General features: G+C 68.1%; 17 protein-coding genes. 10 read left to right on the top strand and 7 right to left on the bottom strand.

What is annotated here, in order from left to right:
* Positions 1–84 precede the first annotated feature (84 nt).
* From HWX08_RS08345 to HWX08_RS08325, 5 genes are all read right to left on the bottom strand, one after another.
* The gene (locus HWX08_RS08345) at positions 85–2,364 is read right to left on the bottom strand and encodes an FdhF/YdeP family oxidoreductase (RefSeq protein ID WP_174920353.1); all 2,280 of its coding nucleotides are present in this window, start codon (positions 2,362–2,364) and stop codon (positions 85–87) included.
* Between the two features lie 124 nt (positions 2,365–2,488).
* Positions 2,489–5,335: an ATP-dependent Clp protease ATP-binding subunit gene (locus HWX08_RS08340; protein WP_174920352.1), complete on the bottom strand. Its 2,847-nt coding sequence runs from the start codon at positions 5,333–5,335 to the stop codon at positions 2,489–2,491.
* A 620-nt stretch (positions 5,336–5,955) separates the two neighbouring features.
* Entirely contained in the window at positions 5,956–6,225 is a 270-nt protein-coding gene (locus tag HWX08_RS08335; protein ID WP_174920351.1) for a hypothetical protein, read from the bottom strand.
* 102 nt (positions 6,226–6,327) lie between these two features.
* Positions 6,328–7,143 (bottom strand): family 1 encapsulin nanocompartment shell protein, encoded by an 816-nt coding sequence (locus HWX08_RS08330; protein WP_174920350.1) that lies wholly within the window; start codon positions 7,141–7,143, stop codon positions 6,328–6,330.
* Between the two features lie 443 nt (positions 7,144–7,586).
* The gene (locus HWX08_RS08325) at positions 7,587–8,627 is read right to left on the bottom strand and encodes a Dyp-type peroxidase (protein WP_174920349.1); all 1,041 of its coding nucleotides are present in this window, start codon (positions 8,625–8,627) and stop codon (positions 7,587–7,589) included.
* A 389-nt stretch (positions 8,628–9,016) separates the two neighbouring features.
* Between HWX08_RS08325 and HWX08_RS08320 the strand changes: the two genes are divergently transcribed.
* The 6 genes from HWX08_RS08320 to HWX08_RS08295 all read left to right on the top strand — a co-directional run bounded on the left by HWX08_RS08320 (position 9,017) and on the right by HWX08_RS08295 (position 12,712).
* Positions 9,017–9,400, top strand: a complete 384-nt coding sequence (locus HWX08_RS08320; RefSeq protein WP_174920348.1) for a helix-turn-helix domain-containing protein — start codon at positions 9,017–9,019, stop codon at positions 9,398–9,400.
* On the top strand, positions 9,397–9,846 hold the full coding sequence (locus tag HWX08_RS08315; protein ID WP_069258432.1) for a phosphate-starvation-inducible protein PsiE: 450 nt from the start codon (positions 9,397–9,399) through the stop codon (positions 9,844–9,846). Before HWX08_RS08320 ends, HWX08_RS08315 begins: the two co-directional genes overlap by 4 nt.
* 51 nt (positions 9,847–9,897) lie before the next feature.
* Positions 9,898–10,095 carry a hypothetical protein gene (locus HWX08_RS08310; protein ID WP_174920347.1) on the top strand — a complete coding sequence of 66 codons (198 nt, stop codon included), beginning with the start codon at positions 9,898–9,900 and terminating at the stop codon, positions 10,093–10,095.
* 66 nt (positions 10,096–10,161) lie between these two features.
* Positions 10,162–10,617 carry a DUF1269 domain-containing protein gene (locus HWX08_RS08305; RefSeq protein ID WP_174920346.1) on the top strand — a complete coding sequence of 152 codons (456 nt, stop codon included), beginning with the start codon at positions 10,162–10,164 and terminating at the stop codon, positions 10,615–10,617.
* A gap of 34 nt (positions 10,618–10,651) precedes the next feature.
* Positions 10,652–10,900, top strand: coding sequence for a hypothetical protein (locus tag HWX08_RS08300; protein ID WP_069258435.1), 249 nt, complete (start codon positions 10,652–10,654; stop codon positions 10,898–10,900).
* 387 nt (positions 10,901–11,287) lie between these two features.
* The gene (locus HWX08_RS08295) at positions 11,288–12,712 is read left to right on the top strand and encodes an aminotransferase-like domain-containing protein (protein WP_174920345.1); all 1,425 of its coding nucleotides are present in this window, start codon (positions 11,288–11,290) and stop codon (positions 12,710–12,712) included.
* A 32-nt stretch (positions 12,713–12,744) separates the two neighbouring features.
* Here the strand turns inward: HWX08_RS08295 and HWX08_RS08290 are convergent, their stop codons facing one another.
* A complete protein-coding gene (locus HWX08_RS08290; protein ID WP_174920344.1) occupies positions 12,745–13,905 on the bottom strand; it encodes an NAD-dependent formate dehydrogenase in 1,161 nt (386 codons plus the stop codon).
* Between the two features lie 234 nt (positions 13,906–14,139).
* Between HWX08_RS08290 and HWX08_RS08285 the strand changes: the two genes are divergently transcribed.
* Both HWX08_RS08285 and HWX08_RS08280 read left to right on the top strand, forming a co-directional pair.
* Positions 14,140–15,672: an FAD-dependent oxidoreductase gene (locus HWX08_RS08285; protein WP_174920343.1), complete on the top strand. Its 1,533-nt coding sequence runs from the start codon at positions 14,140–14,142 to the stop codon at positions 15,670–15,672.
* Between the two features lie 37 nt (positions 15,673–15,709).
* Positions 15,710–16,087 carry a DUF5594 family protein gene (locus HWX08_RS08280; protein ID WP_174920342.1) on the top strand — a complete coding sequence of 126 codons (378 nt, stop codon included), beginning with the start codon at positions 15,710–15,712 and terminating at the stop codon, positions 16,085–16,087.
* A gap of 37 nt (positions 16,088–16,124) precedes the next feature.
* Here the strand turns inward: HWX08_RS08280 and HWX08_RS08275 are convergent, their stop codons facing one another.
* On the bottom strand, positions 16,125–16,346 hold the full coding sequence (locus HWX08_RS08275; protein WP_069258440.1) for a DUF6566 family protein: 222 nt from the start codon (positions 16,344–16,346) through the stop codon (positions 16,125–16,127).
* 122 nt (positions 16,347–16,468) lie between these two features.
* Between HWX08_RS08275 and HWX08_RS08270 the strand changes: the two genes are divergently transcribed.
* Entirely contained in the window at positions 16,469–17,107 is a 639-nt protein-coding gene (locus HWX08_RS08270; protein ID WP_069258441.1) for a MarC family protein, read from the top strand.
* Between the two features lie 46 nt (positions 17,108–17,153).
* Positions 17,154–17,618, top strand: a complete 465-nt coding sequence (locus tag HWX08_RS08265) for a DUF1269 domain-containing protein (RefSeq protein ID WP_174920341.1) — start codon at positions 17,154–17,156, stop codon at positions 17,616–17,618.
* The last annotated feature ends 248 nt before the right edge of the window (positions 17,619–17,866 follow it).

Here is a 17,866-nt window from a genome sequence, read left to right as displayed (position 1 = left end):
TTGCGATGGGGCGGCCCGGGAAAGCGTTTCGGGAAGAAGCGGGCAGGCTCGCGGCCGGCGCCGCGCCGCGAGCCTGCCCGTGCATCAGACGACCGCCGAGCGCACGACGCGCACCGGCACCGACTTGTACGACGGCGTGCCGCTTTCCTTGTCGATGTAGTCGAGCGGCACCAGCACGTTTGCTTCCGGGTAGTACGCGCCGACCGAACCCGGCGCGATGTCGTACTCGATCGCCGTGATCTTCTCGAGGCGCAGCGTGCGGCCCGATGCGGTGAGCGTCTCGATGTCGACGAGGTCGCCGTGTTCGAGCCCGTACTTCGCGAGATCCGCCGGGTTCATGAACAGCACGTCGCGCCGCCCGAACACGCCGCGATAGCGATCGTCGAGCCCGTAGATCGTCGTGTTGTACTGGTCGTGGCTGCGCAGCGTGATCAGCCGCAGCACCTGCTCGGCGCCGAGCACGTCGGCATCTTCCTTCACGCCCTTGTAGACCGAGAACATCGCCTTGCCGGTCGGCGTCGGCCACACGCGCTCGGTGGGCGGTAGCGGCAGGCGGAAGCCGCCCGGCGTGCGGATGCGCTCGTTGAACGCCTCGAAGCCGGGCACCGTACGATCGATCAGGTCGCGGATGCGGTCGTAGTCGGCGATCAGGTCGAGCCACACGACCTTGCTCGCCGGCAGCGTCGCATGCGCGATTCCCGCGATGATCGCGGGTTCCGAGCGCAACTGGTCGGACGCCGGCTTGAGCTTGCCGGCCGACGCGTGAACCATCGACATCGAATCCTCGACGGTGATCGACTGCCGGCCGCCCGCCTGCATGTCGAGCTCGGTGCGGCCGAGCACCGGCAGGATGAAGGTTTCCTTGCCGACCAGCAGGTGAGAGCGGTTCAGCTTGGTGCCGAGATGCACGCTCAGGTCGAGCTTCGCCATCGCCGGGAACGACTGTTCCGGATCGGGCAGCGCGACCGCGAAGTTGCCGCCGAGGCACAGCAGCGCCTTCGCGGTGCCGTCGATCATCGCCTGCATCGCCTGCACGGCGTCATGCCCGTGATGGACGGGCGGCGTGAAGCCGAACACGTCCTCGATTTTCTTCAGGAACTCGGCTGACGGCTTTTCGGTGATGCCGACCGTGCGGTTGCCCTGCACGTTCGAATGGCCGCGCAGCGGGCACACGCCGGCGCCGGGCTTGCCGATGTTGCCGCGCATCAGCAGCAGGTCGGCGATCAGGCGCACGGTTGCGGTGCCCTTGTTGTGCTGCGTGACGCCCATCCCGTACGTGACGATCGTCGCGTTCGACTTCGCGTAGGCGAGCGCGACCTGTTCGAGTTGCGCCTGGCTCAAGCCGCTCGCGCGTTCGATGTCGTCCCACGACGTGGCTTCGAGGTCGGCCGAGAACGCGTCGAAGCCGTTGGTGTGCTGCGCGATGAAATCGCGGTCGAGCACGTCGCCGCGCTCGGCTTCGAGCTGAAGCAGTGCCTTCATGATGCCCTTCAGCGCGGCCGCATCGCCGCCCGCGTCGACCTGGTAGTACGTCGATGCGATGCGCGTCGAGCCGAACGACGCCATCTCGATCATGTCCTGCGGATCGGCGAAGCGTTCGAGCGCGCGCTCGCGCAGCGGGTTGAACACGATGATCGGCACGTTGCGGCGCGAACACTCGTGCAGCGTGCCCATCATCCGCGGATGGTTCGTGCCGGGGTTGTGGCCGATCGAGATGATCAGCTCGCAGTGGTCGAAGTCCTCCAGCGACACGGTGCCCTTGCCGATGCCGATCGACTGCGGCAGGCCGACGCTGGTCGGCTCGTGGCACATGTTCGAGCAGTCGGGGAAGTTGTTGGTGCCGTACTCGCGCGCGAACAGCTGGAACAGGTACGCGGCTTCGTTCGATGCGCGGCCCGACGTGTAGAACTCGACCTGGTCGGGCGACAGCGTGCGCAGCACTTCGCCGATGCGCGCGAACGCGTCGTCCCATTCGATCGCGCGGAACGTATCGGTCGTGCGGTCGTAGACGAGCGGATGCGTGAGCCGGCCCATGTTCTCCAGCTCGTAGTCCGACATGCGCAGCAGCGACGACACGGTGTTCGCCGCGAAGAACTCGGGCGTCACGCGCTTGGTCGTCGCTTCCCACGTGACGGCCTTCGCGCCGTTCTCGCAGAACTGGAACGTCGACTTGTGTTCCTTGTCGGGCCATGCGCAGCCGGGGCAGTCGAAGCCGTCGGGCTGGTTGGTCCGCATCAGCACGATCGGCGCCTCGATGGTTTCCATTTGCGTGCGCACCGCCTCGGCTGTCGCGCGAAGCGCGCCCCAACCACCGGCGGGCCCGTCGTACTTCCTGATGCCTGGCACTTCGCGTCGATTTGTCATGTGAATCTCCATCTGCCGTTCCCGGTGCGGGCGGCTCGGTTGCGCCGTGTCGCGGCGTGGGGGCGACTCCGTCCCGCGGACGGAGCCGGTCATGCGTGCCCCGGGCGAGCGGGGCATGCGGGTTTCAGTGCGCGCCCTTCTTCGCGCCGGACGACTTCTTGCCGGACTTCGCCGACGGCGGCGGGGCGTCGGCCGGTGCATCGGCGTCCTTCGCTTCGCCGGCGGCCTTCGTCGCCTTGCCGTTCGGTTTCGCGTTGCCGTCGGCGTCCTTCTTCGCGTCCTTGGCGTCCTTCGTCTCCTTCGCTTCAGGCGCCGCGAGCTTGTTGAACGTCACTTCGTCGCTCGCCTTGTCGTAGTCGACTTCGACGCGATCGCCCGACTTCAGCCGATCGGCGAGGATTTCCTTCGCGAGCCGCGTCTCGATGGTCTGGCGGATCTGGCGTTTCAGTTCGCGCGCGCCGAACTCCGGCTGGTAGCCGGCTTCGGTCAGGTGCTCGACGAGCGAATCGCCCATCACGAGCGTGATGTCCTGCGCGGCGGCCGTGCGCACCACGCGGTCGAGCTGGATCTGAACGATCGCGCGGATGTTCTCCTTCGACAGCGCATGGAACACGATCACCTCGTCGATCCGGTTCAGGAACTCGGGGCGGAAATGGCCCTTCAGCACCTGCATCAGCTCCTCGCGGATCGCCTTGTCGGTCTTGCGCGCGGCTTCCGGCTGCGTGAGGTTGTCCATGATGATCGCGGCGCCGAGGTTACTCGTCGCGATGATGATCGTGTTGCTGAAGTCGACCACGCGGCCCTTGCCGTCGGTCAGCCGGCCGTCGTCGAACACCTGCAGCAGCACGTTGTAGACGTCCGGGTGCGCCTTCTCGATCTCGTCGAGCAGGATCACGCTGTACGGGCGGCGCCGTACGCGCTCGGTCAGCTGGCCGCCTTCGTCGTAGCCGACGTAGCCGGGCGGCGCGCCGATCAGCCGCGCGACCGCGTGCCGCTCCATGTACTCGGACATGTCGATGCGGATGATCGCCTGCTCGTCGCCGAACACGGTCTCGGCCAGCGCCTTCGCGAGCTCGGTCTTGCCGACGCCGGTCGGCCCGAGGAACAGGAACGTCGCGATCGGCCGGTGCGTCTGGCCGAGCCCCGCGCGCGACAGCCGCACTGCATCGCTGACCGCGACCACCGCGTCGCTCTGGCCGACCACGCGCTCGCGCAGTTGCTCTTCCATCTTCAGCAGCTTCTGGCGTTCTTCCTGCGTGAGTTCGGACACCGGGATGCCGGTCAGGCGCGACACGACCTCGGCCACCGATTCGACGGTCACTTCGAGCGTCTCGGAGCCCGTCTTGCGCTGCCACGCCTCCATCATGTCGTCGACGGATTTCTGCTTCGCGTTGATCTGCTCCTCGAACTGCTTCGCTTCGTCGAAGCGCTTGCGCGACGTCGCGTAATCCTGCTCGCGCTTGAGCTGCGCGATCTGCGCTTCGCCTTCCTGGATGTCGACCGGGCGCGACGTCGCGCCGATCCGCACGCGCGCGGCGGCCTGATCGATCAGGTCGATCGCCTTGTCGGGCAGGAAGCGCGACGTGATGTAGCGGTCGGCGAACTCGGCGGCCGCGACGAACGCGTCGTCGGCGAACGTCACCTGGTGGTGCGCCTCGAGGCTGTCGCGCAGCCCGCGCAGGATCACGATCGTCTGCTCGACGCTCGGCTCCGGCACGAACACCGGCTGGAAGCGCCGCTCGAGCGCGGCGTCCTTCTCGATGTACTTCTGGTATTCGTTGAGCGTCGTCGCGCCGATCAGGCTCAGCTCGCCGCGCGCGAGCGCGGGCTTCAGCACGTTCGCGATGTCGAGGCCGCCTTCGCCGCCGCCCTGGCCCGCGCCGACGATCGTATGCAGCTCGTCGATGAACAGGATCAGTTCGTCCTGCTTCGCAGTCACTTCGTCGATCAGCTGCTTCGCGCGCTCTTCGAATTCGCCGCGATATTTCGCGCCGGCCACCATCGAGTTGATGTTGACTTCGACGAGCCGCTTGTTGCGCAGCACCTCGGGCACGTCGCCATTGACGATCCGCTGCGCGAGCCCTTCGACGATCGCCGTCTTGCCGACGCCCGGCTCGCCGATCAGCACCGGGTTGTTCTTCTTGCGGCGGGCGAGCACCTCGATCGTGCTTTCGATTTCCTGCGCGCGGCCCAGCACCGGGTCGAGCTTGCCCTGGCGCGCGATCGCGGTGAGGTCGCGGCCGAACTTGTCGAGGTTCGGCGTGCCGGTCGGCGCATCGACGCGGCCGTCCTCGGCGCCTTTGCCGACCACCTTCACGACCTTCTGGCGCAGCGCCTCGGGCGTCACGCCGTATTTCTTCAGCAGCGTACCGGCGATGCTGTCCGGTACCGAGGCGAGGCCGATCAGCAGATGCTCGGGGCCGATGTACGAATGGCCGAGATCGCGCGACGCCTGGAACGCGTACTGCACGGCCTTCTTCACGCGCGGCGAGATCGTCAGCTTGTCGAGAGGCGCATCGGCGGCGGCCGTGCCGGTGTGCGCATGCTCGTCGATGTACGACTTGATGTCCTGCGGCGACAGCTTCAGTTCCTTCAGCAGCGCGGCGCACACGTCGGTGTCCGCGAGCGCATACAGCAGGTGTTCGGAATCGAGCTCGCTGCGGCGCAGCTCGTGCGCCTTCTCGGCCGCGCGCTGCAGCAGCTCCAGCGTCTGCTCGCTGAACGCGTCGGTCGGGTCGACCGACTCGCGCGGAATCTCGGCGGCAAGCGACGATTCGTCGTCGAGCCCGCCGAACAGCGACGACGGGCCGCCGCCCAGCAGCGAATCGAACGGATTCAGCATGCTCTGATGCCGCATCAGCTGACGGAAGTGGTAGTCGCAGATCGAGATCGTCTTGCGCTCGCCGTCCTGCATCACGGTTGCGCGCGCGACGGCCGGCCGGGCGTGACAGATATCGCAAAGTGCGGGCATGGTGGTCTGGCTCCTGTCGGTGAAAGTGGGTCGAAGGGTGAAGTCCCGATGCGGTGCGGCGCTCGCGCGTCCCGACCGTGCAGGCACGACGCGCGGCGCGGCGGTGCGCGGGCCGCGCCCGCGCTGTCGCGCAACGCGCGCCGGTGTCGTGCAGCGGCGCGGTCGGGGCGGCCAGCGTGCGTGCCGGGAGGAGCCCACGCCATCGCTTCGACTGCGTTCAAAATAGCGAATCGCCGGAGGTCATCCAAGACACAGTTCCGCGCCGGCCCGGCCGCCAATTGCACCCTCGCAAGCGCGCGTGCGCGGGCGGCAAGGAGTACAGACGGGCGCACGCGAGGCGGCACGGGCGTGCGCGGCGGGCGCAGCGTGTGATGGCCGGAAGCGGGAGCGGGCGGAACGCGAACGGATCGCGGTGCGACATCGGCGCGCAGGGCGCCGAAGGTCGATGGGGGTGCGGGGATGCGGGAGGACGGGCGCGGCGCGAGCGCGGCCGCGCGAGTGCGCGTCGGCCGGTCAAGTGCGCCCGCACACGCACCGCAGACGATGCGTGTGGCGCGGCCGAACGCGAGGGCGGGTTGCACGGTCCAGGCCGGACGCAGCGCAACCGACGCGTGCCGAGGTCAGTCCGAAAGTTTCATCGCGAGCCGCTGCCGGGCGATCTGCTTCACGTCAGTCGACAGTGCCGCATTCGGCAGACCATTGGCCCAGACGGAGAACGAATCTTCGATCAGGTTACGCGTGTCGGGCGGCAACTCGGCCAGGACCAGCGACATCACGGTAAACAACACGGCGGTGTCGGCCGCCTGACTGCCCGCGTTCGCGTCGACGGCCTGCTTCAGCGTGTCGACCGACGCCTGCAGCGCCTGCAATGACTCATTCGTATCGCTCATCACACACTCCATGCAAGATGGGTTCGATCGGCGACGAACATGCGGCCGGCAGTGCGGCCCGTTGCGCGCGACACCCGGCAGGCGTCGCGCGCGGGCGACCGGTCAGGCCGCCGGATTGCCCTGCGGCGCCACGGCAACCGATGCTTCGCTCGTCAGCATCAGGAACGTGAACGTCTCGCGCAGGTACAGGCGGACGACCTTGTCGGTATGGCTCGTGTAGCCGATGGAAACGTCTTCCCCGAGGTGCAGCTCGTAATCGCCGCCGCGCGTGGACAGCACGCAGCCGCCGCTGATCGCCGGCGCCCAGATGATCTCGCCGCTGACGATCCGCTTGATGTGGCCGAGGACCGGATAGCCCTGGTCGCGCGCTTCGCTGAGCGCGGTGTACGCGTCCGAGCCGAGCACGACCGAATACGGGCCGTCGACGCCGGCGAGCCGCAGCGCCTCGAGCGCGTCGCTGATCGCGTCGGGGTACGCGCTGACGTCGGCCGGCAGCGTGAGCTTGCGGTTCGACGTGCCTTCGCGGATGCCGAGGATGCCGGCCGCCGGATAGCCGTCGAAAATCGCGCCGTCTTCGGCGAACGCGAGCCGCTGCGCGGCGTCCTTCGCCGGTTGCCAGTCGGCGTCGCGCGCGCCGCGCTCGACGCTGTCGATCGCATCGCGGCTCAGTTCGAACGGCACCGTCAGCTCGACGATCGTGCGGACTTCGCGCAGCCGCGCATTCACCAGCTCGCGCGGCGCGGTGACGTCGACCAGGTGCCCGGTGCCGACCGCCGACAGCTCGGGGCCTTCGGGGCCGTCGACGTCGACGACGCGGCGGCCGGCCACCGATCGTTTGAACGTGCGTGCCACTTCCTCCTCGATTTGTTCCCAGGCGGAAGACGAGATCGGGGCGAGTTCGCGGTGCAGGTTATTCATGGATTTGGGCTGCCTCACGTCAGCGATGACACTTCATGGTGGGCCGATCGGCGGAACGACTGCGCCTGACGTCAGGCGCGCCGATCACGGACGAAAAAACATATTAGCAGGCTCTGTCGACACTGCTGCAGCACAACGCGAAACGATACCGTGCGATGGCGCAACTGTTATGCAGTTCAGGTGCTGGCGTCGGTATGCACAGGTACGAACGATGCGGCGGTTGGCGATGCCGGGTTCGTGCCGGTGTGCCTGTGCCGCTCGGGTCACGTGCGGCGGTGGGCTGAATCGGTTCCGGTTCAACGCCCGGTGCGCACTGAAGATTCTTACGAATATTCATCCAGCCGGGCTTGCGCAAGCCGGGGCGGGCGGTGTTCAGCCGCCGGGGCCGGGTGTGGCCCCGGCCCCGGCGCAGGTTGCGCGCCGAACGCCCTTCGCCCCCCGTATTACGACGGAACGCCTTTCAACGAGCCGATGTTCAGCGACCCGTCGCGATGCGGCGCGGCCGCCGCGGGTTCCGGCTGCGCGGCCGTTTCGGCCGGCGCCGCGCGATCGGCGAGCGCCTCGAGCAGGTCGGCCGACGGCACGAAGAACAGCGAGCCGGTGACCGCGCGGCTGTAGTCGAGCAGGCGGTCGTAGTTGCCGGGCGGGCGGCCGACGAACATGTTCTCGAGCATTTGCTCGATCGGCGCCGGCGAGCGCGCATAGCCGATGAAATAGGTGCCGAATTCACCGGCGCCCGGGCGCCCGAACGGCATGTTGTCGCGCAGGATCTTCACTTCCTCGCCGTTCTCGTCGAGCGTGGTCAGCGAGCTGTGCGAACACGACGGCTTCACGTCCGGCGCAAGCTCGATGTCGGACAGCTTCGTGCGGCCGATGATGCGCTCCTGCGTCTCGACCGCGAGCGCGTTCCAGCCGGCCATGTCGTGCAGGTACTTCTGCACGAGCACGTAGCTGCCGCCCGCGAAGTTCGCGTCTTCGTCGCCGATCACCGTGAAGTCGATCGCCTCGCGGCCTTCCGGGTTCTCGGTGCCGTCGACGAAGCCGATCATCGCGCGCTGGTCGAAATTGCGGAAGCCGTGCACCTCGTCGACGACTGTAACGGCGTCGCCGAGCGCGCCGAGCAGTTGCGTCGCGAGTTCGAAGCACAGGTCCATCGCGTCCGCGCGGATGTGCAGCAGGATGTCGCCCGGCGTCGCGACCGCGACGCGCTGCCCGGCGCCGAATTCGCGGAACGGATGCAGCGAAGCGGGGCGCGGGTTGCCGAACAGCGCATCCCATGCGTCGGAGCCGAAGCCGCATACGCACGTGAGGTTGCTGCCCGGCACGCGCTTGCCGACCGAGCGCACGAGCGCGGCGATGTCGCCGCACCATGAACGGATCGTGTCGGCGTGATCGGCGCCGGGATTGATCGTCGCCACGAGGAAGATCGCGCTGCGCGTGATCGTGCTGTGAACGGCCTGGGAGAGCGGGGGAGGTGTCTGCATCGCGGCCTGCCGGTCAGTCGTGTTGGAACGGGCGGGCCGTGGCGCGCGAACGCGAACGGTTGAACTGTGTCATGCGACTGTTCTCTTTGTGTCATGCGGATGAAGGACGTTGCGCGGACCTCGCGCAACGGGCCGCAGCGGTGGCGGCCGGCCGTCCGGCGCGTGAGCCGCCCGCGCCGCGTAACGTCGTCGAGCAAGCAATCTAGCAGCTTCGGCCGGTCTTTGGAACACGTATCGCCAATCTGTCATCCGAATGCGTCAAACAGGGCCGGATTTTGGGCGGCGCCCGCGCAGCTGTACTCCTGGCGCGTGCGGCGCTGTGCTCTTGAGCGTGCGTGCCGTGTGCAGTAGATTAGGTTCCGCTGCGCCCGCCGACGAGGAGCGTCACCATGAACCTGCTGGATGCGATGCGTGTGTATGTCGCGGTGGTCGAGCACGGCGGCCTGTCCGGCGCGGCGTCCGCGCTGCGGCTCGACGAAGCGCAGGTGAGCGAACGGATCGACTGGCTCGAACGGTACCTCGGCTGTCGCCTGCTGCTGTGCTGCGAGCACGACGACGTCGCGTGCAGCGACGCAGGCGACGCGTTTCACGTGTGCTGCCGCCGCACGCTGTCCGCGGTCGAGCAGGCAACCGGTGCGGCCGGCCCGCGCGCACCGCACGAGCCGGACGCGGACGATGTCCCGCAAGCCATGCAATCCGCGCCGTCCGTGCGTGAAGCCGCCTTCTCGCCGGCCGGCGCCGTTCGAGCCTCATCATCGCGACCGTCACCTTGAATACGACCACCGTTTCCTGCTCGCCGGCCGAGCGCATCCGCCGCCGCTTCGGCCATTTCCTGCATGCGGCCGAACTGGCGGGGCTGATCGTGATCGGGCTCGCGACCGCGTTTGCGATGGCGCAGGAGGCGTGGAAGGTCGTGGTCGCCGGCGAAGTGTCGCTGACCGACCTGCTGCTGATGTTCCTGTATCTGGAAGTGCTCGCGATGAACGTGCGCTACCTGCGGCTCGGCCGGTTGCCCGTGCGGTTTCCGCTGTTCATCGCGATGACGTCGCTCGCGCGCGACCTGATCCTGCGCGGCGCGACCGACAGCCCCGAACGGATGCTGATGACGACGCTCGGGATCGTGCTGCTCGCGGTCGGCGTGCTGATTCTGAGTTTCGGCCAGCACCGCTTTCCGGCCGACGTCGCCGACGTCGAGGACGACGCGCATGAGCGCCGCTGACAGGCACGCAAGCCGCATGCAGGTTCGATGTCACTGCCACGAGGAGGCCGGATGAACACGCAGTCCGCCGAAGCGAAACAGGCGATCGAGTTGCAGCAAGCGGCGTCGGACGCGTACCGGCTGGCGCGCGACACGCGCGATGCCGATCCGATGCTCGCCCGCGCGCCGTTCGTCTCCCGGCTGCAGCGGGCGGCCGCGCATGCGTATGCCGATGCGGCGCGCGCCCGCGCGGCGGCCACCGGCCTCTGAATCCAGCCCCGGCGTGCCGCGTGCGGTGCGCCGGCAGCCATTGACACCCACCGAGCGAGGTATCGCATGACCAGGCAACTGATCGTCTCCGTGTTCGACAGCGTCGACACGGCCCACAAGGCCGCAGCCGATTTCGAGGCGCTGTCGGAGAAGAACGAAGGATTCCACATCGAGAACGGCGTCGTCGTCGAGAAGGACACGACCGGCAAGCTCGCGGTGCTCGACGCCGAATCGCGGCCGTTCAAGGGCGGCGTGATCGGCGCGATCGCGGGCGGGCTGCTCGGCCTGCTCGCCGGGCCGATCGGCGCGATAACAGGGATGGCGGCCGGCGCGGGCGCCGGCATTCTCGCGCAAGCGGCCGGCAATGCGCTGCTCGACGGCACGTTCGTCGAGATGGTCGCCGCGCGGCTTGTGCCCGGCAGCGTCGCGATCATCCTGGAAGCGAAGGAGGCCACGCCGTTCTCGGTCGACAACGTCGTGACCGGATTCGGCGGCAAGGTGTTCCGCCAGACGCTCGACTGAGCGCGCCGGCTGCGAACCGCATCGGGAGAACGACATGCGCATCGACCAATCGTACCGGCGCTTCGACATCGCGGCGACGCTGTCGCCGCTGCCCGCCAACCGCGCGATCGCGATCGTCGACGTGACGACCGACGATCCGGCCCGCATCGCCGATCTCGGCACCGGGCAATTCCTGCAGATCCGCCAGTGGGTCGAGTCGAACGACGCCGCGTCGCTGACGGTGGTGTTCGACGCATGCAAGGTCGCGATCGATCACTACGCGGACAACGTCGACGACGCTTGACCATACGCGAGGCCCGCGTCTGAACGGGCCTCGCGTGATCGACTGCCGGCCGCGCGCGGCCGTGCGCGACGACGTGCGCCGGTGCAGCGCGGCGACGGGTTGCCGTGCGATCGCGCGGGCCATGCCGCCGCATTCGAATCTGTTCACCACGCCGGCCGGATTTCACGTTTTCCCGCCCAACTGTCACTTACATTCGTCGAAATGACGCAGTAGGATGCCGAACCTTGTCTAGATGAGATTCGCATTGGTATCCGCTTTCAATTTCGATAACGGACGAGGTTCGACCCGGGCTCCCCGCGCCCGGGCACGGCTATCCGGCTTCGTCCGTCGGCGCGATCGTGCCGGCCGTGCATCGCAGGCCGGTTCACCGCTGGCGGGGCGAGGCGGATGAAGCTCTACGAGAAATTTGCAAACGACATAGAGAGACTCATCCGGCAGCGCGTATATCGACACGGCGATCGCGTGCCGTCGGTGCGGCAGGCGAGCCAGCAGCACCGGATCAGCATCACGACCGTGCTGCATGCGTATCTGCTGCTGGAAAGCCGCGGGCTGCTCGAAAGCCGCCCGCAGTCCGGCTATTTCGTGAACCTGCGTCGCGACGACAGCCACGCGCCGGTGCGCGAGCTGCGGCCATCGAAACCGATCGCGATTTCGTCGTCGGTGGACGTGAGCCGGCTCGTGCTGTCGACGCTGCGCTCGATCGGCACGGACGACGCGGTGCCGCTCGGCTCGCCGTATCCGGACCCGAGCCTGTTCCCGTTCGAGAAGCTGAACCGCTACGCGTACGCGGCCGGCCGCGACAAGTCGCTGTGGGGCGTGACCGACGGGCTGCCGCCCGGCCATCCGCGGCTGATCCGGCAGATCGCGCGGCGCTACCTGGAAAACGGGATGTCGGTGGACCCGAACGAGATCATCGTGACGGTGGGCGCGACGGAGGCGATCAACCTGTGTCTGCAGGCGGTGGCGAAGCCGGGCGACACGATCGCGGTGGAGTCGCCGACGTTCTACGCGATGCTGCACGCGATCGAGCGGATGGGGATGAAGGCGATCGAGGTGGCGACGCATCCGGAATACGGGATCGACGTCGCGGCGCTGGCCGCGATCGCGAAATCGCAGCCGATCGCCGCGTGCATGGTGATGCCGAACTTCCAGAACCCGCTCGGCTTCCAGATGCCGGACGCGCGCAAGCGAGAGCTGGTGGAATTCGCGACGAACGCGGGCATGCCGCTGATCGAGAACGGTGTGTACAACGAACTGTACTTCGGCAACTCGCATCCGAGCACGCTGAAGTCGTTCGACCGGCACGACATCGTGCTGCATTGCGCGTCGTTCTCGAAAAGCCTGACGGCCGCATACCGGATCGGCTGGGCGCTGCCGGGGCGCTATCGCGACCAGGTCGAGAAGCTGAAATTCCTGAACACGCTCGCGACGCCGTCGCTGCCGCAGCTCGCGATCGCGGAGTTTCTCGAACGCGACGGCTACGAACATCATCTGCGGCGGATTCGCAAGACGTACGCGCAGCAGGCGAACCTGATGCGCACGGTGGTGTCGCGGTTCTTCCCGGAAGGTACGCGCATCTCGAGCCCGGCGGGCGGCTACGTGCTGTGGGTCGAGTTGCCCGCGCAGGTCGATGCGATGCGGCTGTACCAGCTCGCGCTGGAGCAGGGGATCACGATCGGGCCGGGCTACATGTTCTCGATCACGGACAGCTATCGGAATTTCATCCGGTTGAATTACAGCAGCCCGTGGTCGCCGGAGATCGAGCAGGCGGTGATCGCGGTCGGCAAGCTCGTCGCCTGCTGCATCGACTGAACGTTCCGTCGCCTGTCGCGCGTCATGTCATGTCACGTCAGCCGGTACGATTGCGCGCCCGTTCCCGCGAGCGTGCCGCCGTCGACGATCAGGTATTCGTTGCGGATCGGCCTGCCGTCGAACCAGCATTGCAGGATCTCCAGCGTGCCGGCCGCGTAGCGCGCCTGCGCGGACAGCGACGTGCCGGAGATGTGCGGCGTCATCCCGTTGAACGGCATCGTGCGCCACGGGTGATCGGCCGGCGCCGGCTGCGGAAACCACACGTCGCCGCCATAGCCCGCGAGATGCCCGGACGTGACGGCCGCCACGACCGCGTCGCGGTCGACCAGCTTCGCGCGCGCGGTGTTGATCAGGTACGCGCCGCGCTTCATCCGCGCGATCATCGCCGCGTCGAACAGGCGCTCGGTCGACGGGTACAGCGGGATCTGCAGGTTGACGATGTCGACGGCGCCCGCGAGCGACGCGGCATCGGCGTGATACGTGAGCCCGAGTGCCTGCTCGACCGACGCGTCGAGCCGGTGGCGCTGCGTGTAGTGCAGATGCAGGCCGAACGGCTTCAGCCGGTGCAGCACGGCGAGCCCGATGCGCCCCGCGCCCACCGTGCCGAAATGCATGCCCTCGACGTCGTAGCTGCGCGACACGCAATCGGCGATGTTCCAGCCGCCTTGCTGCGCGATCGCATGCGACGGCAGGTAGTTGCGCACCAGCGCGAGCGTCGTCATCACCACGTGCTCGGCCACGCTGATGCTGTTCGAGCCGGTGACTTCGGCGACGGTGATGTGGGCGCGCGCGGCGGCGTCGAGATCGACGTGATCGGAGCCGATGCCGGCCGTCAACGCGAGCTTCAGCTTCGGCGCGCGGGCGATCCGTTCGGCCGTCAGATACGCGGGCCAGAACGGCTGCGAGATCACGACATCGGCGTCCGGCAGCCGGCGCTCGAATTCGGAGTCGGGGCCGTCCTTGTCGCTCGTGACGATCAGCGTGTGGCCGTGCGCTTCCAGATAGCCGCGCAATCCGAGCGCGCCGGACACCGAGCCGACGAGTTCGCCGGGCCGGAAGCCGGGCGGGCCGGCGGGCGTCGGCGCGGTTTGTCCGTCCGCGTAGTGGGTGATGACCGGAATCGCATCGCGCACGTAGCGCGGCGGGTAGCCGTCGACCGGATCGGGGTAGAGCACGCACAGAACGGTGGCCATCGGGGAGCCCTCCTGGTGACGGGTGAAGGCGGCACGCGGATTGCGCAGGACGCGCGATGTACCCCGCAGGCCGGCTGGCGTGTTGCGCCGCAACGTTCGTGACGTTCTACGCCCGCCATGGGCCGCGTGCAAGCTACAGTCCGCGTTTGCGTGCGCTGCGGGGCGTCTGTACCTGTTCTTTTCAGGAGGGATGTCGATAATGGGATCGTTACCTGACTTTTCGGGAGCCACGTCATGACTGGAAGCGACGCTTCGTCTTCACGCCCCGACCTCACACAAGGCATCGCGCTCGACGATCTCGCGGACGGCGCGATGATCGAGGGCCATGTCGGCGACGCAGCGGTGCTGCTCGTGCGCCACGCCGACGAACTGTTCGCGGTGGGCGCGCAATGTCCGCACTACGGCGGGCCGCTGGCCGAAGGGCTGCTGGTCGGCGACACGATCCGCTGTCCGTGGCATCACGCGGCGTTCTGCCTGCGCACGGGCGAACTGCAACGCGCACCGGCGCTCGACGGGCTGCCGTGCTGGCGCGTCGAACGCCGCGACGGCCGCGCCGTCGTGCTCGATGCGCGGCCGGCCGCCGTGCCGCCCGCGCTGAATGCGGCCGGACTGCCCGCGTCGGTGGTGATCGTCGGCGGCGGCGCCGCGGCGATCGCGGCCGCCGTGACGCTGCGGCAGGAAGGCTATCCGCATCCCATCACGCTGCTCACCGCCGATGCCGATCCGCCGTACGACCGGCCCAACCTGTCGAAAGACTATCTCGCCGGCACGGCCGAGGCCGACTGGCTGCCGCTGCGCGCGCCGTCGTTCTATACCGACCAGCGGATCGACGTGCGGTGCGGGGCGCGCGTCACACGCATCGATACGGCGCAGCACGCGGTCGAGCTGGCCGACGGCAGCCGTGTCGGATACGGCGCGCTGCTGCTCGCGACGGGCGCCGAGCCGAACCGGCTGACCATCCCCGGTGCGGATCTGCCGCACGTATGCATGCTGCGCTCGCGCGCCGATTGCGATGCGCTGATCGGCAAGCTGAAGACGGCGCGCCGCTGCGTCGTGGTGGGCGCGAGCTTCATCGGGCTCGAAGCGGCCGCCGCGTTGCGCACGCGCGGGCTCGTCGTGCAGGTCGTCGCGCCCGATCCGCACCCGATGGCGCGCGTGCTCGGCGAAGCGCTCGGCGACTCGCTGAAGGCGCTGCACGAATCGCACGGCGTCGTGTTCCATCTCGGCGTGACACCCGCGCGGATCACGGAGGACGGCGTGGCGCTGTCGAACGGCGACGTGCTGCCGGCCGACGTCGTGCTGGTCGGCATCGGCGTGCATCCGAACGTGGCGCTCGCGCAGGACGCGGGGCTCGCCGTCGAGCACGGCGTGACGGTCGACCGCTTCTTGCGGACGAGCGTGCCCGATATCTACGCGGCCGGCGACATCGCACGCTGGCCCGATCCGCACACGGGCGAGCGGATTCGCGTCGAGCACTGGGTCGTGGCCGAGCGGCAGGGCAGCGTCGCCGCACGCAACCTGCTCGGCCAGCAGCGCCCGTTCGACGCGGTGCCGTTTTTCTGGAGCCAGCATTACGACGTGTCGATCCGCTACGTCGGGCATGCGGAGCAATGGGATCGTGTCGAGATCGACGGCGAGCTCGGCGCGCACGACTGCTCGATCGCATACTGGCGCGGCAATACACGGCTCGCGGTCGCGACGCTCGGCCGCGATCTCGACAGCCTGAAGGCGGAAGCCGCATTCGAGCGGCAGATGGTCGCCGCGTGACGGCGGCGTGACGACGTGATTCGAACCCGGAGGCGAGATGAACCCCGATGTGCGTGCCCGTTTTGAAACCGAGTTTGCGCCGCACATCGCGGCGCGCGTGCGCGGCCTGTATGAGCCCGGCGAAGTGAAGGTCGACGTGGTGCCGCACGACGGGCAGGGCGGCCCGACCTGCGTCGACGTGGTCGGCCTCACGTCGACGGTCGGGCTGCCGAACCCGCTGAACGCGCGGCTCGCGTGGTGCGACGACGCGATCGAGGCGCTGCTGGCCGACCCCGACCGCAGCCGCTTCGACCGCTACCTCGCGGCGCTGCCGGTCACGATCGAACGCTGGCAGATGACGCTGCCGGTCGACTTCAGCTCGCGCACCCAGCGCGACCGCGAGATCCTGATCGGCGATCTGGATTTCGATGCGTGATCGCGTCGAGCCGGGCGCGCCGACGAACCGGTTGCCGTTATCGGTCGCGTGTCCTGATCATGACGCGGCCCTGGTCGATGCCGCCGCGCAGCGCTTCGTCGCACGTGAGCCATTCGGGTGTGACGAGCTCGGGCGCGGGCAGATCGACCGGCGCGCCGTCGCGAAAGATCCGCACCTGCGCGACCCACGCGCCGGTCGCGGTGCGCGTCGCATCGACGCGAATCTCGTGATCCATGAAGGTGTCGGTGGCTTGCTGCATCGGTCGGGGCCCTCCGTCGTGCGTGATCGCGGTGCGTCGATCGTAGCAGCATGGCGCGCGCCGTGCATCGGAAACGAAGCGGAACCGGCGCGCGAAGCGCCGCGCGACACGGGAGCGAGCCAGTGGCCTTCGACCTGACCTTTGCCATCAAGGTATTCGCCGCGCTGTTCGCGATCATGAACCCGATCGCGAACATTCCGGTGTTCCTGTCGCTGACGGAAGGCGCGGCGGACGGCGTGCGCCGCAAGGTCGCGCTGACCGCGTCGATCGGCGTGACGGTCGGCTGCATCGTATCGGCCGTCGCGGGCGGCGCTATCCTGCACGTGTTCGGCCTGACGATCGACGATTTTCGTCTCGCGGGCGGGCTGCTGGTGCTCCTGATCGCGCTGTCGATGCTGCACGGCACGCCGAGCCGCCAGCATTCGCCGGGCGACGACGAGGGCGCCGACCCGGCCGCGGCCGAAAGCGTCGCGATCTATCCGCTGACGATTCCGCTACTCGTGGGCCCCGGCACGATCGCGACGATGATCGTGCTCGGGCACAACGCATTCTCGACCGGGCAGGAACCCGCGTTCGCGCTCGGGCTCGCCGCGTTTCTCGTGCTGCTGACCGTGTCGTTGCTGTCGGCACCGTTGATCGGCCATTACCTGTCGCCGCGCGTGACGGCGGTGACGCAACGGCTGATGGGGATGATTCTCGCGGCGATCGCGATGCAGATGATCGTCGCGAGCCTGAAGGCCGCGTTCGGGCTGCCGCATTGAGCGCGATGCCTGCGCAATCGGCCGCCATGATTTCATGGAGTCGCAGATGAATACGCTGATCGTGTTGTCCTATCCCGACCTCGCGGCCGCCCATCGCGCGCTCGCCGAACTCGATACGTTGCGCGACCGGCACGTCGTCGCGCTGTCGGGTGTGGCGATCGTCGAATGCGCAGCCGACGGACAGTTGCGCGCCCATGCGGTCGACCCCGGCCGCTCGCCGCCCGGATCGCTCATCGACAGCGTGGTGGCGCACATCGAATCGTCCCTCGATGCATGGCGCGAGAAGCCGGTGGACGACGCACTGATCGACCGCGTCGCGCGCAAGGCGCATCCGGGCACCGTGTCGCTCGGGCTGGCCGCGACGCAACTCGACATCTACACACTGAGCACGGCGCTCGCACCGTTCGGCGGAGAAGTGATCGATACGACGCTGTCGATCGACGACGAGCTGAAGCTCGTCGAGGCGATCTCGCATGCGCGCGACGGGGGCGGCGATGCTGTGGCCGACTGACTGACGACGCGTCTGATGTGCGTCGTGCGTGATGAATCGGCAGGGCTGCGCGAGCCGGCGGAGTCATCGAGTCAGCGCCGTTGTCATCGCCGGATTTCGACATGCAAAAAATCAGGCCGGAAAGTTTGACCGCAAAGCGCGGATATATAAGCAAAAGACGCCATCGAGGCCACTTCGCACCGCATATCCGGCGCGAGCACGAGGCGTTCTTACCGATTGCGTCGCATTGAATCCGGCAATGCAGTTAC

Source organism: Burkholderia metallica (genome assembly GCF_902832845.1).
In the GTDB taxonomy this organism is placed as follows: Bacteria; Pseudomonadota; Gammaproteobacteria; order Burkholderiales; family Burkholderiaceae; genus Burkholderia; species Burkholderia metallica.
This window is presented reverse-complemented; position numbering and strand designations above follow the sequence as displayed.

Bases quoted from the DNA above. Each gene is read 5' to 3' on its own strand.
- HWX08_RS08265 (WP_174920341.1), top strand. From the start codon at position 17,154: ATGAATACGCTGATCGTGTTGTCCTATCCCGACCTCGCGGCCGCCCAT.
- HWX08_RS08325 (WP_174920349.1), bottom strand. From the start codon at position 8,627: ATGCAGACACCTCCCCCGCTCTCCCAGGCCGTTCACAGCACGATCACG.
- HWX08_RS08330 (WP_174920350.1), bottom strand. From the start codon at position 7,143: ATGAATAACCTGCACCGCGAACTCGCCCCGATCTCGTCTTCCGCCTGG.
- HWX08_RS08310 (WP_174920347.1), top strand. From the start codon at position 9,898: ATGAACACGCAGTCCGCCGAAGCGAAACAGGCGATCGAGTTGCAGCAA.
- HWX08_RS08345 (WP_174920353.1), bottom strand. From the start codon at position 2,364: ATGACAAATCGACGCGAAGTGCCAGGCATCAGGAAGTACGACGGGCCC.
- HWX08_RS08295 (WP_174920345.1), top strand. From the start codon at position 11,288: ATGAAGCTCTACGAGAAATTTGCAAACGACATAGAGAGACTCATCCGG.
- HWX08_RS08320 (WP_174920348.1), top strand. From the start codon at position 9,017: ATGAACCTGCTGGATGCGATGCGTGTGTATGTCGCGGTGGTCGAGCAC.
- HWX08_RS08280 (WP_174920342.1), top strand. From the start codon at position 15,710: ATGAACCCCGATGTGCGTGCCCGTTTTGAAACCGAGTTTGCGCCGCAC.
- HWX08_RS08285 (WP_174920343.1), top strand. From the start codon at position 14,140: ATGACTGGAAGCGACGCTTCGTCTTCACGCCCCGACCTCACACAAGGC.
- HWX08_RS08305 (WP_174920346.1), top strand. From the start codon at position 10,162: ATGACCAGGCAACTGATCGTCTCCGTGTTCGACAGCGTCGACACGGCC.
- HWX08_RS08290 (WP_174920344.1), bottom strand. From the start codon at position 13,905: ATGGCCACCGTTCTGTGCGTGCTCTACCCCGATCCGGTCGACGGCTAC.
- HWX08_RS08340 (WP_174920352.1), bottom strand. From the start codon at position 5,335: ATGCCCGCACTTTGCGATATCTGTCACGCCCGGCCGGCCGTCGCGCGC.
- HWX08_RS08300 (WP_069258435.1), top strand. From the start codon at position 10,652: ATGCGCATCGACCAATCGTACCGGCGCTTCGACATCGCGGCGACGCTG.
- HWX08_RS08275 (WP_069258440.1), bottom strand. From the start codon at position 16,346: ATGCAGCAAGCCACCGACACCTTCATGGATCACGAGATTCGCGTCGAT.
- HWX08_RS08335 (WP_174920351.1), bottom strand. From the start codon at position 6,225: ATGAGCGATACGAATGAGTCATTGCAGGCGCTGCAGGCGTCGGTCGAC.